The organism is Myceligenerans crystallogenes, from assembly GCF_039529775.1.
GTDB classification, from domain to species: Bacteria; Actinomycetota; Actinomycetes; order Actinomycetales; family Cellulomonadaceae; genus Myceligenerans; species Myceligenerans crystallogenes.
Window position 1 is genome coordinate 167,871 of the sequence record NZ_BAAANL010000006.1, and the last position, 14,453, is coordinate 182,323.

General features: G+C 72.1%; 8 protein-coding genes. 1 reads left to right on the plus strand and 7 read right to left on the minus strand.

Going from position 1 to position 14,453, the window contains the following annotated elements; translation table 11 throughout:
• Positions 1–53: 53 nt before the first annotated feature.
• Positions 54–1,790, minus strand: a complete 1,737-nt coding sequence (locus ABD208_RS15370) for a serine/threonine-protein kinase (protein ID WP_344104495.1) — start codon at positions 1,788–1,790, stop codon at positions 54–56.
• A gap of 366 nt (positions 1,791–2,156) precedes the next feature.
• On the opposite strand from ABD208_RS15370, the gene ABD208_RS15375 reads away from it, so the two are divergent.
• Positions 2,157–3,497, plus strand: a complete 1,341-nt coding sequence (locus tag ABD208_RS15375; protein WP_344104497.1) for an ABC transporter substrate-binding protein — start codon at positions 2,157–2,159, stop codon at positions 3,495–3,497.
• Between the two features lie 8 nt (positions 3,498–3,505).
• Here the strand turns inward: ABD208_RS15375 and ABD208_RS15380 are convergent, their stop codons facing one another.
• From ABD208_RS15380 to ABD208_RS15405, 6 genes are all read right to left on the minus strand, one after another.
• Positions 3,506–7,384, minus strand: a complete 3,879-nt coding sequence (locus tag ABD208_RS15380) for a LamG-like jellyroll fold domain-containing protein (protein WP_344104499.1) — start codon at positions 7,382–7,384, stop codon at positions 3,506–3,508.
• Positions 7,385–7,411: 27 nt separating this feature from the next.
• Entirely contained in the window at positions 7,412–9,817 is a 2,406-nt protein-coding gene (locus ABD208_RS15385) for a glycoside hydrolase family 32 protein (RefSeq protein ID WP_344104501.1), read from the minus strand.
• 27 nt (positions 9,818–9,844) lie between these two features.
• Positions 9,845–11,473, minus strand: coding sequence for a hypothetical protein (locus tag ABD208_RS15390; RefSeq protein ID WP_344104503.1), 1,629 nt, complete (start codon positions 11,471–11,473; stop codon positions 9,845–9,847).
• Between the two features lie 103 nt (positions 11,474–11,576).
• On the minus strand, positions 11,577–12,554 hold the full coding sequence (locus tag ABD208_RS15395) for a glycoside hydrolase family protein (protein ID WP_344104505.1): 978 nt from the start codon (positions 12,552–12,554) through the stop codon (positions 11,577–11,579).
• Positions 12,554–13,345 carry a carbohydrate ABC transporter permease gene (locus ABD208_RS15400; RefSeq protein ID WP_344104815.1) on the minus strand — a complete coding sequence of 264 codons (792 nt, stop codon included), beginning with the start codon at positions 13,343–13,345 and terminating at the stop codon, positions 12,554–12,556. Before ABD208_RS15400 ends, ABD208_RS15395 begins: the two co-directional genes overlap by 1 nt.
• A gap of 122 nt (positions 13,346–13,467) precedes the next feature.
• Complete coding sequence (locus ABD208_RS15405) at positions 13,468–14,415, minus strand: carbohydrate ABC transporter permease (RefSeq protein WP_425561117.1); 948 nt, start codon at positions 14,413–14,415, stop codon at positions 13,468–13,470.
• Positions 14,416–14,453: the final 38 nt, after the last annotated feature.

The window sequence follows — 14,453 nt, forward strand, 5'->3', positions numbered from 1 at the left end:
AACAGTCAACCGTGCCGCGGGTGATTCTCCAAGTCGCGCCGCTGGTCCCGCCGCTACCCGCCCCACGTCCAGAGCTGTCCGGCGCGTTCACCGCAGTGCGTCCCGGCGACGGTCGCGACGTCGTAGGTGAGATGGACCGTCACGCACTCCCCGGACCCGGCGTTCCGCAGCCCGAACCTCGCCCCGTAGTCGACGACGTACCAGCCCTGGAGAGCGGACCCGTCGCACGGCACGCTCGTGAGGTTCCGGTAGCCGTTCACGCTCAGGCACTCGCCCGTGGCCGGATGGCGGATCTGGTCCCCGCCGGCGGCCAGCGTCGTCGTCTCCCAGGCCGGTGCGTTCTCGCACCGCGTCAGGGACGGGTCCCTGCCCGGCACGTCGGTCAGGCACCTGCCGACGGTGCCGTGCACGTAGGTCACGGATGCCGTCGCCGGGGGCGGCTCCTCGGACGGCCCGGGGTCGGTGGGTTCCGCGGGCGACGTCGGCTCGCCGGCCGATCCCGCGGGCGGTTCCGAGCCGCCCCCGGCGTCGGCCGGCGGTGTCCTCGTCGCGTCCGGGAACGACGCCGGGTCCGGTAGCGCGGTCGCGTCGCCGCCCGGGGACGGCTCCGCGGAGGGACCGGCCGCCGTCGGACGCGCGGTGGGTGACGCGCCGGGCTTCTCGCCCTTGTCGCCGCGCTCGCCGGCAGCCCTCTCGATGTGCGAGACGCCGTGCACGGGCGCGGGCCGGGCGTCCGCGAGGATCCGCTCGTCGAGGAGCCTGGTCTCCCCCGGCTCCCACGGCGCCCAGGCGATCAGGCCCGCGGCCGAGCCGGCGAGCGCCGCGATCGTCGCCACCCCGACGGCGAGCTGGCCCCGGGAATAGCTGTTCTCGTCCTGCCCGGCTCCCGCGGCGGGCACCGCCGCCGCGGTGTACCGGGCGAGCTCCGCGCCCTCGGGAGCGTTCGCGAGGCCGGGGCCGACGAGGTCGAGGACCTGCGCGGCCGACGGGCGCTCGGCGGGCACACGGCGCAGGCAGGCCTCCAGCAGCGGGAGGAGCCACTCCGGGCCCCCCGCGGTGTCCGGCCGCTCGTGCACCACCTGGTAGAGCAGCGAGGCGGTGTTGTGCCCGGTGTACAGGTGCTTGCCGGTCGCGGCGAACCACGCCAGGGCACCCAGCGACCAGATGTCCGACGACGCCCCCACCACGCCGTTCGACGCCTGCTCGGGCGACATGCACGCGGGCGTGCCGATGGGCGTGCCCGTGGTGGTGAGGCGGGTGGCGTCCTGCACGCCGACGACGCCGAGGTCGATGAGGCGCGGGCCGTCGGGCCCGAGGATCACGTTGCCGGGCTTCACGTCCCGGTGCACGAGGCCGGTGGCGTGCACGTCCATCAGGGCGTGCGCCACCCCCCGGACCAGATCCAGGACCGCGGCGGGCGGCAGCGGGCCGTTCCTGCCGACGGCCTGCGACACGTTGGGGCCGTCCACGTACTCGGTGGCCATCCACGGCGGGTTCGCGTCGGCGTCGGCCTCGACGAGGCGGGCGATCCAGCGGCCGTGCACCTGGGAGGCGGCCTCGACCTCGCGCCGGAACCGGGTCCGGAAGGCGGGGTCGTCGGTGAACTCCTCCCGGAGGAACTTGATCGCCACGCGCCGCCCGCGGCGGTCGGCGCCGAGGAACACGGTCCCCATCGCGCCCGCCCCGAGCCTGCCCCGCAGCCGGAACCGGCCCGCCCGGCGCGGGTCACGGGGACGCAGCGCCTCGAGTTTCGTGGTGCCGTCGAGCACCGCCGCGCGATCTGACGGCATCAGCGTCCTTTCACCTCGGATCGCCGCCGGGCTGGTCCCGGGACGATCGGTCCAAACGTACGGCCGGGCCGCAGGGCCCGCACCGGGACAGCGCGGGCAAGCCGCCGATCACCCCTCAAGGCTAGTTGCCCCCCTACGCGAAGAACTCGCGCATATGTATCACCATTGTGGTTCGGACCGATTTCACCCGCGCACAGGTCCGGGCCCGCTCCGGTCCCGCTGGCGTCCGCACGCCCGTTATCACCCTTCACCCGATTGACAGGCGGCGACGATGTTCGGCTAGGTTGCTGCGAACTCATCGTTCTCGCCCGGACAAGGCCGTCCGGGCCCGGCGGTGCCCTCCCTCAGCGTCGAAGGATCCTGGAAATGCCTACCTGGAAATCGTTTGCTAAGCCGGCCGCCCCCGCCCTCGCGGCCGCGCTCCTCACCTCCTCCCTCGCCGGGTGCGGCACCGGCGACCCGGGCCGCGGCGCCCCGCCCCTCGACACGCACCGGGACGTGACCGTCTACACCTGGTGGTCCACCGGCTCGGAGAACGAGGGCCTGATCACCCTGGTGGAGGTCTTCCGGCAGCAGCACCCGGAAATCGATTTCGTCGATGACGGCATCACGGGCGGGGGCGGCGGGTCGGCCAAGGAGCACCTGCAGTCGCGCCTGGAGACCCAGGACCCGCCGGACACGTTCGTCGCCCACGCGGGCGCGGAGCTGGACGACTACATCGCCGACGGCTACATCCAGGACGTCTCCGCCCTCTACGACGCGTACGGCTGGACCGACGTCTTCCCGGCCGAGCTGATCGACCTGCTCGCCACCGAGGACGGCAAGATCTACTCGGTCCCCTCCAACATCCACCGGGCCAACGTCATGTGGGTCAACCCGGCCGTGCTGCGGGAGCACGGCCTCGACCCCTCCGGCAGGTACGACACCCTGGACGCCTTCATCGCGGACCTGGCGGCGCTCCGCGAGGGCGGCGTCGAGGTCCCCCTCGCGCTCGGCACCACCTGGACCCAGGTCCACCTGCTGGAGACCGTCCTGCTCGGGGGCCTCGGCCACGAGGCCTACTCCGGGCTCTGGGACGGCACCACCGACTGGAACGGCCCCGAGGTGACGGCCGTCCTGGAGGACTTCCGCACGATCCTGGGGTACTCCACGCCCACCCGGATGGACCACGACTGGGACCACGCCATCGGCAAGGTCGCCGACGGCGAGTCGGCCTTCAACATCATGGGCGACTGGGCGGTGAGCGGCTTCGGCAACGCCGGCAAGACGTTCGGCGAGGACTATCTCGCCGTCCCCTCCCCCGGCTCCCACGGCGTGTTCGACTTCCTCGCCGACTCGTTCACCATGTCGACCGGCATCCTGGACGAACAGGACGCCGAGGCCTGGCTGCAGACGATCGGCTCCAAGGAGGCGCAGATCCGGTTCAACAAGGTCAAGGGCGCCATCCCGGCCCGCACCGACATCGACGAGAACCAGTTCACCGCCTACCAGAAGACCGCGATCGCGTCGTTCCAGAAGGACACCATCGTGTCCTCGATGGCCCACGGCGCGGCCATCCCCGTGGGCCATCTCACCGACATCACGAGCGCGACCACGGCCTTCAACAAGCAGGTCCTCGACGGCGGCGGCGACGTCGCCGCCTTCCAGAAGGCGCTGGCGGAGGCGGCATCCAAGGCCGGAGCCGCCACCGCCACCGCCGGGCCGTAGCCCCGGTGTCAGCCGGCCGACACCGGCACGTTGACGTCGTCGACGCTCAGGTGCCCCCACCCGCCCGTCGCCTCGTCGACGATCTCGACGTAGACCTCCTCGCCGACGTACTCGGAGGCGTCGAGGTGACGCCGCTGGTACTGCGCCCGCAGCGCCTCCTCGGCGTTGCCGCTGACCTTGGCCAGCACCTCACCGTCCGCGGCCCGGACCAGGGCCACGTAGAGCTTGTCGGGGTCGTGGCCGCCGGCGGTGAGCAGGTCGATCGCGCCGTCCCCGCCGAGCGTGAACGTCTCCGACCGCAGCCGGCCGGTCCCGGCGTCGCCGACCGCCTCGTCGAACCCCCACAGGTGGCACCGGTCGGTGCTCCCCCAGGCGTTGGCCTGGCGGAACGGCCCGCCCCAGCCCCAGTCGTCCGCGTCGGTGACGTTGGCGTCGCCGTAGGCGTCGCCGTCCACGACGGTCCAGCCGGTCAGGTCGCAGGTCTCGAAGTCGCCGTTCGGCAGCTCGCCGACACCGGGACCCGGGGCCGGCGGCGCCTCGTGGTGCGCCGGCACGACCGGCCCGTACGCGCCGTCGAGGTTCCACACCTCCAGCGACCTGACCCGGACGTTCGTCCCGCCGACGACGCGCAGGCCGACGGCGTCGGCGAGCGTCGGGTAGACGCGTGTCGTCATCGACCTCCCGCCGCCGACGAAGGCCTCGACCACGGACCGGTCGACGTACACGTGCATCGTGACCTTCCCGTCCGCGCCGATCTCGAGCGCACCCTCGTGGACGCCCTTGCGGGTGTCCGGGTCGAGGCTCGAGAAGTTCCGGTCGAGCCGGAGCTTGCCCGCCCGGTCGGCGGTCAGGACGGTCCGTTCCCGGCCGTCGCCGCTGCGCCGGAGCTCGAGCCCGACGCCGCTGCCGGACCCCGGCCTGATCCGCAGCTCGGCCTTGACCTCCAGCAGATCGCTCAGCCGGCCCTGCTTCCGGCCGAGCGCGGCGTTCGTCGTCGCGGCCGAGGCGTCGGCGATCGACACCACCTTCTCGGACCGCAGCGACCGCAGCTCCTTGACGGGCGTGACCCCGGCGTCCCCGTCCGCGGTCAGGTTCAGCTCGACGGGCAGCCCCATCGAGTGCGCCCACCCGGCGTCGTGGTGATCGGACTCGCTGCGGCCGTCCTGGGTGATGGTGAACAGCAGCGAGCGGCCCTTCGGGTCCACCATGCCGGACGGGCCCGTGAAGTGCTCGCCGTGGTCGAACAGGCGCGGCTCCTCGTGGTCGGGGACGAACCGGTGCTCGTCCCGGTCCCACTCGCCGACCCAGTAGTACGTGTTCTTCGCGGTGTTCTCGCTGTACCCGTCGAACCACGGGTTCACCACGAGCACGTGCTTCTGCTCGCCGCCGCGCTCCCCGAGCGGCAGCAGCACCGGCAGCTCCCAGACCTGCCCGGTCTTCGGGTACCTCGCGGCGTCCCCGACGAACAGCGGGTTCCGGTACTCCCAGTGCAGGAGGTCCCGGGAGGTGTACACGAGCGCCGTCCCGCCCACCTTCTTCTCCCCGTCCACGATCCCCGAGCCCACGATCTGGTACCAGACCGGCTTGCCGTCGTCGCCCGTCTCCTGCCACACGAACGGGTCACGGAACTGCCCGAACCACGGCGTACCGACGGGCGAGGACAGGTCCTGCTGCTGCACCGTGACCGGCTCGGGCTCCAGCCGCCAGTCCGCGAGCGGGCTCTCGGGCGTGCCGGGCGCGGGCCAGGCCAGGCCGGTCGCCTGGTTGGGGACCTTCGCGTCGTTGCCCGCGGTGTAGAAGAGGACGGGCTTCCCGTCCGCGTCCGTCGTCGCGCTGCCGGACCACACGCCGTCCGGCGTCACCGGCTCCTGCGGCGCGATCGCCACGGGCAGGTCCTTCCAGTGCACCAGGTCGGTGCTCACGGCGTGGCCCCAGTGGATCTGGTGCCAGTACGGGCCCTGGGGGTTGTGCTGGTAGAAGATGTGGTACTTCCCGTCATACCACAGGGGGGCGTGCGGCTCGTTCATCCAGTGCTCGGGCGGCAGGAAGTGGTACTGCGGGCGGTAACGGTCGCCGTCGTACCGCGAGCGGTCCGGGCGCAGCCCGGCCGTGGACGCGTCGCCGCCGCCGGCGGCCGCGCCCGCGATCTGCTCCGCGGTGCGGACCTCGTCCGTGACGGTGAGCTCGTCGATCGCGCCGTTCCACGAGTTGGCGTGGAACGTGCCGTTGATGACGGCGGCCTGGTTGTGCCGGCCGACCTGCAGCGGCTGACCCGCGGCGGCCAGGATCCGGGTGCCCGCCCCGAGCTTCTTCGTGGCGACCTCGTCACCGTTCAGGTAGAGCCGCATCACGCCGGAGGCGGCGTCGTACGTCGCGGCGACATGGCTCCACCCGTAGGTGGGAAGCGTCGCGCCGGCAGGCGCCCGCAGCGTGTGCCAGCCGACGCCGTCGCCCAGCTCCAGGCCCCACGCACCATGCCGGTACATGCCCAGCAGGTACCCGGCCTTCGCGGCCGCGTCGTGCTGGTTGACGATCGCCGACGCCTGCCCGCGGTCGCCCCACTCGTAGGACCGGGGCGCCACCCACGCCTCGACGCTCAGGCCGCTGCTCGGCGTCAGGGCCGCACGGCCGTCGCGCCGCAGGTACGTCGAGTACCCGTCGAAGAGCAGCGACCCGCCCCGCACGCCCTCGCGCCACAGCGGATCGGAGTCGGGCTTGTCCAACGCGTCGTTGAACACGTACGCGACGTCATCGGTCACGTCCGAGCCGTCGTCGTGCGCCTGCTTGCCGGAGCCCTCGTCGAACGACCAGTGCATCGGGTCGTTGACCAGGGTGCGCACGTGGTCGGCGTTGAGGTGCCCGGTCGTCGAGCCGTCGACCAGGCGCAGCTCGACCTGCTCCCCCTCGTGGGCGGAAAGATCCAGCACGACCTCCTCGTACGTTTCCCGCGTCGCGTCGACCCCGGCGCGCGCGAGCTCGCGCCCGTCCTCGGCGGCGTACACCGCGACGTACACCCCCGGATCCTTCGTCCCGCCCAGCAGCAGCCACACCTCACCGCGCCCGCCGACCAGGAACGGGTCCGACGTCAGCGTCCCGGTCAGGCCCTCGTCGCCGCCGCCCCACAGGTGGTAGGCACCGTCCGCACCGAAGGCAACGCCGTCCGGCGTCGTCGTCTCGCCGGAGACGTTCGCCCCGGCGAACGCCGGACCGTCCGCCGTCCACCCCGCGAGGTCCCCGCTCTCGAAACCGGGGTTGTCGAACTCGTGCCCGACGACGGGCTCGAGCGGGTCGATCGACTCCTCGGCGTACGTCCGCACGTCGTCGAGATTGAGATGCCCCCACCCGCCCGACGCCGTGTCCACGACCTCCAGGTACAGCTCCTCACCGAGATGGGCCTGGGCCCGCCACACCACGCGGGCGAGCCGCTCCGAGTCGGCGAAGGCGGTGTTCGTGGCGCGCATCAGCTCGGCGTCGTCCGACGCACGGCGCAGGGCCACGTACAGGTTCTCGGGGTTGTTGCCGCCGCCGAGCAGGAAGCTGATCTCGCCGATCCCGCCGAGCGTGAACACCGACGAGCGCATGCGCCCGGTCGGGGCGTCGCCGCCGGTGGCGGCACCCCACAGGTGGTACGTGCCCTCGGGGTTGAAGCAGCAGCCCCAGCCCCATCCGGTGGCGTCGCTGACGTGGGGGTCCGTGAACGCGTCGCCCTCGGTCACGGTCCAGCCGGTCAGGTCACCGGTCTCGAAGCCGGGGTTCTCGATGGTGGCCGACGCCGCGGCCTGCACGGGCAACGCCACCGCCAGGGCCGCGGTCAGCGCGAGCAGCGCCGCCATCGCGGCGGGCAGCAGGCGCCCCCGGCGTCGTCGTACGAAAAGCGAGGTTCTCATGATCATTCCTTCGTGGGTCGGGGGGTGTCAAGGAGTGGCGGACGACGACGCGGCCTGCAGCTGCCAGACGTCGACCTGGGTGAAGCGGGTACTGCCGCCGTCGGACCACAACCTCAGGCCCGTGCTCGCCGCCTTGCCGTCGGCACCGCGACTGGTCGGGTAGATGCGGTTCGAGAACGCGGCGGCGTCGTTGACGAACACGTCGATCACGGAGTGGTCCACCAGGACGTGGAACTTCTGCGGCTTGCCGAACGCCGCCTCGTCGTAGGCGCCGCGCAGCAGCACGGCCTCCTCGTCCTCGAAGTTCCGGCTGGAGCGGGTCTTGTCGATGACGAGGTCGGCGCCGTCGTAGTAGATCCGCGTGAGCTCCGCGCCGTCCGGGGAGGCGGCGAGGCACAGGCCGTACCGCGGGCCGGTCGCGGCCGGGTCCACCCGGGCGATGATCTCGACCTGGTTGCCGGAGGCGCCCAGCGCGCGCTCCCCGGTGACGGTCACGCCGGACTCGGTGTGCGGTGCGCCCGCCCGCAGCGTCGTGAGCTGGGGCAGGGCCCGCTGACCGAGGGTGCGGCCGTCGCCGAGCAGACGCCATTCGCGCGGGGCGCTGAACGTGTGGGCCCAGCCGAGGTCGTTCTGCATCCTCGAGCTGGAGCGCTCGTCGACGATCCCGATGGCGACGGGCTTGCCCGCCGGGCCGCGGGCGACGGTCGGGGACAGGTGCCCGTGGATGACGTCGAGCATCTTGGGCTGCGCGTAGTCCGGCGTGAACTGGCTGCCGTTCCACGTCCCGGTCCAGTAGACGGACCGCGTGTACGGCGCGGTCAGCTTGGACACCGACCGGCCGATCGGGCTGACCACCAGGATGTACTTGTCCTGCCCGTCGTGCGTGCCGAGCTTCTCGAAGACCGGCATCTCCCAGATCGCCGAGCCGATGTCCATCTGCGCATACGGCACCGTGGAGAACGGGCTCCCCGCCCGCGTCCACTGCCCGGTGACCGACCCGGCGGTGTAGTGCTCCACGGCCCCGCCCGCGTCGGTCGCCGCGCCGATGACCATGTGCCACGTGCCGCCCGGCTCCTGCCAGAGGTACGGGTCGCGGAAGTCGGCGACGTGCGCGGGCGCGTTCTTGTCGATGAGTCCCGCGTCCGCCTTGGTCCAGTGCACGAGGTCCGTGTCCGCGCTGGACGCGCGCGTGATGCCCGGGTCGAAAGGGCCGCCGAAGTTCACCGTGGTGAAGAACGCGTGCGCCGTGCCGTCCACGGACACGACGTCCCCGGACCAGATGCCCTTGGACCCCTGACCCGTCAGCCCGTCCCCCGCGACCGCACCCTGCTGGGCCTCCCGGTCGTTGAGCTGCGGGTACAGCGCGTCGGGGAGGTTCGCCCAGTGCACCAGGTCCGTGCTCGTCATGTGGCCCCAGTGCATCTGCCACTTGAACGGGCCGTTCGGGGTGCGCTGGTAGAACATGTGGTACTTGCAGTCGTGCAGCACGAGGCCGTGCGGCTCGTTGGTCCAGTTGGCGGGCGGCATCGCGTGGTAGCGGGGCCGGAGGATGTCGTCCGCGAAACGCAGGTCCGTGACCTGCAGGGCGACGTCGTGCGCCGGGCTGGCTCCCGCGATCCCGGCGGTGTACTCGGCCGTCAGGGCGTCGGCGCCGCGAGCGACGTCGTAGATCCGCGTGTCGTCGTACGCCGCGTCGAGCGCGTTGACGAGGAAGACGCCGGTGGTGAGGTCCTGCGCGGCCTTGCCGATCACCAGCGGAGCCCCCGCTGCCTGCCGGAACTGCGTCCCGGCCGGCACGGCGACCCGGGCGACCCTGGGCCCGGCGGCGTCGTCCAGGTGCAGCCGCAGCTCCCCGGCCGTCGTGTCGACGACGGCGGCGACGTGCACCCACTCGTACAGCGGGAACAGCCACGGCGCCTTGACGGTGTGCCACTGCCCGCCGAGGTTCGCGGTGAACCACCACTCGCCGTACGTGTTGATCGCGATGTCGAAGCCCGCGTCGCCGGTGCGCTGGTGGATGATCGACGACGGCGTCAGGCTCGCGTACGGCTGCTCGGCGTCCGCCGGGTAGCTCTCCAGCGCGATCCAGGTCTGGATCGTGAGCTGCGCCGCGAGCGGCTTGGTGAACTGGCCCGTCGCCCACGTCGAGAAGCCGTCGGTGCGGAACGCGCTGCCGCGCACGCCGGGCACGCGCTCGGCGGGGTTGCCGGCGACGCGTACGGTGAAGTCGGTCTGGCTGACGGCCTCGCGGATCGCGGTCGATCCGTTCGGCTGGTCGTACGACAGGTGCAGCACCGGGTCCCCGGCCGCGGCCGCCGCGGGCCGGAACAGCGCGCCGGTCGCGACGACGGCGGCGGAGACCGCGGCGCCCTTCAGGAACGACCTCCTGACCAGGACCGGGGTTGCAGTTCTCGTTTCTCGGCGTCCCGTCATTGGAACCACCTTCCGTTTCTCGTGTTCTCAGATCTCGCAGCGGGCCGAGGACGTCCGGCCGGGCCGGGACCCGGCCGCGGCCCCGGCGACGTACGCCGCCGGGGCGACGTGGGCATCGGCACCAGCGGCAGGAGCACCGCCGGTCCGGACGTGGTCGGCGTTGAGGTGGCCCGACGCCGAGTTGTCGACGAGGCGGAGCCGGACCGTCTCGCCGGCGTGCCCCGTCAGGTCGAGCACGGCTTCCGTGTAGGTCTCCCGGGTGGCCCCGACACCCACGCGCGCGAGCTCGCGCCCGTCGGCCGCCGCTTCGGCCGCGACGTAGACCTCGGCGTCCTGCGTCCCGCCGAGCAGGAGCCGGACCTGCCCGCCGGTGGCGACGGTGAACGCGGGCGACGTCAGCGTGCCGGTCAGGCACTCCCCCTGGGACCCGCCCCACAGGTGATACGTCCCGTCCTTGCCGAACGGGGCGCCGTCGGGCGTCGTCGTCGCGGAACTGACCGTCGCCTCGGAGAACGCCTCGCCGTCCGCGCTCCAGCCCTGCAGGCTCCCTGCCTCGAAGCCCGCGTTGGCGAACTCGCCCCCGACGACGTCGCCCGTGGTGTCGAACGCGTCCACGTTGAGGTGTCCCCAGCCGCCGGTAGCGTCGTCCACGACCCGCAGGTAGAGCCGCTCCCCCAGGTGGGCGGAGGCGTCCCACCGCACGCGCGTGTACGCCTCGGAGTCGGCGAAGGCGGTGTTCGTGGCGCGCAGGAGTTCCGTGCCGTCGGACGCGCGGTGCAGCGCCACGTACAGGTCCTCGAGGTCGTTGCCGCCGCCGATCAGGAACTCGATCGCGCCGGTGCCCGTGAGCGTGAAGGCCGACGACGTCAGTGTGCCCGTCTCGTCGTCGGTCCCGTCGTTCGCGCCCCACAGGTGGTAGCGGCCGTCGTGACCGAACGGCCCGCCCCAGCCCCACTCGGTCCGGTCCGTGACGTGACCGGGCGTGAACGCCCGCCCCGTCGCGGTCCAGCCGGTCAGGTCACCGGTCTCGAACCCGGGGTTGACGGGCTCGGCGACCGACCCGGCCGTCGTGTAGGTGCGGACGTCGTCGAGGTTGAGGTGGCCCCACCCGCCCGAGGCCCGGTCGACGACCTCGAGGTACAGCTCCTGGTCGCGATGGGCCGACGCGTCCCACACCACCCGGCCGAGCTGCTCGGAGTCGGCGAACGCGCTGTTCGTGGCCCGCATGAGCTCGGCGCCGTCGGACGCGCGACGCAGCGCGACGTACAGGTTCGCGAGGTCGTTCCCGCCGCCCAGCAGGAAGCTGATCTCCCCGGTCCCGCCGAGCGTGAACACCGACGAGCGCATCCGCCCGGTCGGCGTGTCGCCACCGGCGGTGGCCGCGCCCCACAGGTGGTAGGTCCCCTCGGGGTTGAAGCAGCAGCCCCACCCCCACCCGGTGGCGGACGAGACCGCGGCACCGGTGAACGCCGTACCTTCGACGACGGTCCAGCCGCTCAGGTCCCCGGTCTCGAAGCCAGGGTTCTCGATCGTGGCGGGCGCGGCCGCCTGCACGGGCAACGCCACGCCCACGGCCCCGGCCAGGGCCAGGACCGCCGCGAGCGCCGCCGCGACCCATGCCCGCGGTCGCGGTCGTCCTTCTGCAAACATCCTCATCACATCTCCTTTGATGTGTTCCGATACAGCTGATGCCCTGATCTCGGGCGCGACAAGGGCGGGTACCGGCGGGCCCGCGGGCCCGCCGGGTGCCGCCGGGCGGTTACGACACGAGGTGGTCGAAGCGGCCGTCGGTGACGTGGAGCCGGCCGTCCGGGCTCCAGCCGACCGGGAGCGGGTCGGAGAGGGCCCCGACGAACTCGCCGGCGTCGTCGACGTGGTGGAAGGCGAAGAGCCACCAGGCGCCGTCACGGTCCTGGACGAGGCGGCCCGCGTAGAGGCTCTCGTCGGTCAGGCGGGTGGCCTTCTCGACGTCGTACGGGCCCAGGGGCGAGGGCACGGGGACGCTCCAGACGCCGCCGCGTTCGCCGGCGGCGCGGCGGTCCTCGCTCAGCTCGCCGTGCAGGCAGCTGAAGACCAGGACGTCGCGGCCGTCGATCGTGGCGAGCTGCGGCACCTCCAGCTGCCCGAATCCCGCGCCGGGCGCGGACAGGGGCGGGCCCACGGTCCAGGTGGCCAGGTCGGGTGAGGTGGCGTGCCCGACGACGCCGCGGCCGTCCGGGGCGCCGTGGTTGGCGCGTGCGGTGACGAGCATGTGCCAGCCGTCGCCGTCCGCGTCGGGGAAGACCCAGGGGTCGCGCCAGGCCTCGTCGAACCAGGCGTCGTCGTCGTACCTCTCGTACCAGGTGGCGTCGGCCTCGGCGGCCGCGGTCGCGGACGTCTTCTCCCAGGTGTACAGGTCGGCCGAGGTGGCACGGCCGACGCGCTGCACCAGGCCCTGGTCGGCGCGGCTGGTGCCGGTGTAGAAGAGGTGCCAGGTGCCGTCCGGGTCGCGGACGACGGATCCGGTCCAGGTGGTGAGGTCGTCGAACGCGCCGTCGTCGGACACGACGAGCGCGTCCCGCACCTCCCGCCACCGGCGGAGGTCGTCGGAGACGGCGTGGCCGACGGTGACGTGGAAGTGGCGGCGGCCCGGGTCGCCGAGCGCGCGCGAGGCCTTGAGGTAGAAGACGTGGTACCGGTCGCCGTCGTCGGCGAACCACATGTCCCAGGTCCAGGTGTCCGGAAGAACGTACGGCATCAGCCCTTGACCCCCGAGGATGCGATGGAGTTGATGAACGAGCGCTGGAACGCGAGGAAGAGCGCCACCACGGGGATCGTGATGAGCGACGAGTACGCCATCACCTGACCCCAGGAGGTGTCGAGCTGGAAGAAGTACTGCAGGCCGATCATGACCGGCCGCAGCTCCTCGCTCTGCACGACCATGAGCGGCCACAGGTAGGAGTTCCAGGCGGGCAGGAAGGTGAGGATCGCGACGGTCGCGATCGCGGGCCCCGACAGGGGCATGACGACGCGGCGGTAGATCGCGAACCAGCCGGCCCCGTCGATCCGGGCGGCCTCGTCGAGCTCCCGCGGGATCGAGTCGAAGTACTGGTAGAAGAGATACAGGGCGAACGCGTTGGCGACGAAGGGCACGATCTGCACCTGGTAGGTGTCGAGCCAGCCCTGCTTGAACGCGAGCGTGAACCCGTCCGCCTCGAACGAGGGCAGCTTGTTCACCCACCACAGCAGCGGCAGCGCGAGCGTCTCGAACGGCACGATGAGGGTGGCCAGGACGAGCCCGAGCACGAGTCCCCGGCCGCGCCAGCGCAGCCGCGCGAGGGCGAACGCCGCCATGCTGTTGACGAGGATGCCCAGGGCGACGGTGAGCCCCGAGATCACCACGGAGTTCAGGAGGAACCGGGCGAACGGCACCCGGTCGAAGACCCCCGCGTAGTTGGCGGCCGAGATCTCCCCGACGGGCAGGAAGGCTCGCCAGGAGCCGAGGTCGGCGAAGATCTGCTGGTCCGGCTTGAGCGAGGACATCAGCATGAAGACGATCGGCAGGGCGAAGAACAGCACGAGCACCGAGCGGACGGCCGTGACGAGGACGGCGTGGGTGCGGCCCCTGCGCGTGTGCGTGTGCGTGTGCGTGGACGACGACGTCATGGCGCTCATCCCCGTTCCCGGCTGAGGCGGCGCTGCACGAGCGACACGGTCAGCACCATGAGGAAGAACACCAGCGAGATCGCCGACGCGTAGCCCGTCTGCAGCTGCTCGTACCCGCTGCGCACGGCCTGGTAGACGACGGTCGTGGTGCTGTCCAGCGGCCCGCCCTGGGTCATGACGCTGATCTGGGTGAACAGCGAGAACGCAGCGATGGTGATGGTCACGAGGATGAACGTGCGCGTCTGCAGGAGGCCGGGCCAGGTGACGTAGCGGAACTGCTGCCAGGTCCCGGCGCCGTCGAGCTCGGAGGCCTCGTAGAGCTCCGCCGGGATCGTCTGCAGGCCGGCGAGCCAGATGATCATCGTGAAGCCCACGCCCTGCCACACCGACATCAGCATGATGGCCGGCAGGGCCCAGTCCGGGTCGTTCAGCCAGTCCACGGGGGTGAACCGGCCGAGGGTGAGCGCCTGCAGCAGCTTGTTGATCAGCCCGTCGTCCTCGTACATGAACCGCCACAGCAACGAGACGACCACCATCGAGGTGACCACGGGCAGGAAGTACACGGTCCGGAAGAACCGCGTGCCGCGGACCTTCGCGTTGACCAGCACGGCCAGCAGGAGCGCGAGCCCGGCCTGCACCGGGACCACGACGACGGCGAAGTAGAACGTGTTGCGCACGGAGGCCCAGAAGACCGGGTCCGTCACGAGCAGCGCGAAGTTGTCCAGGCCGGTGAACTCCGGCGGGTTCGGCGAGATCAGCCGTGCGTTCGTGAACGCCAGCGCGAACGCCAGCACGATCGGCACGATCAGGAAGACGAGGAACAGGGCCAGCGCCGGGCTGATCATCCAGGCCGCGGCGGTCGCCTCGCCGGCCCGCGCGCGGGTGCGCCGCGGTGCCGACCGGGGCCCGCCGGACACCGGGGCCGGCGGCGGATTCAAGGTGGTCGATGCCATGAGATGAGTGCTTTCGGTCCAGGGGCAGCGGCTGCGGG

Excerpts from the sequence above, each read along its gene's own strand:
- ABD208_RS15370 (WP_344104495.1), bottom strand. The coding sequence starts at position 1,790 with ATGCCGTCAGATCGCGCGGCGGTGCTCGACGGCACCACGAAACTCGAG.
- ABD208_RS15390 (WP_344104503.1), bottom strand. The coding sequence starts at position 11,473 with ATGAGGATGTTTGCAGAAGGACGACCGCGACCGCGGGCATGGGTCGCG.
- ABD208_RS15375 (WP_344104497.1), top strand. The coding sequence starts at position 2,157 with ATGCCTACCTGGAAATCGTTTGCTAAGCCGGCCGCCCCCGCCCTCGCG.
- ABD208_RS15405 (WP_425561117.1), bottom strand. The coding sequence starts at position 14,415 with ATGGCATCGACCACCTTGAATCCGCCGCCGGCCCCGGTGTCCGGCGGG.
- ABD208_RS15395 (WP_344104505.1), bottom strand. The coding sequence starts at position 12,554 with ATGCCGTACGTTCTTCCGGACACCTGGACCTGGGACATGTGGTTCGCC.
- ABD208_RS15385 (WP_344104501.1), bottom strand. The coding sequence starts at position 9,817 with ATGACGGGACGCCGAGAAACGAGAACTGCAACCCCGGTCCTGGTCAGG.
- ABD208_RS15400 (WP_344104815.1), bottom strand. The coding sequence starts at position 13,345 with ATGCTGATGTCCTCGCTCAAGCCGGACCAGCAGATCTTCGCCGACCTC.
- ABD208_RS15380 (WP_344104499.1), bottom strand. The coding sequence starts at position 7,384 with ATGAGAACCTCGCTTTTCGTACGACGACGCCGGGGGCGCCTGCTGCCC.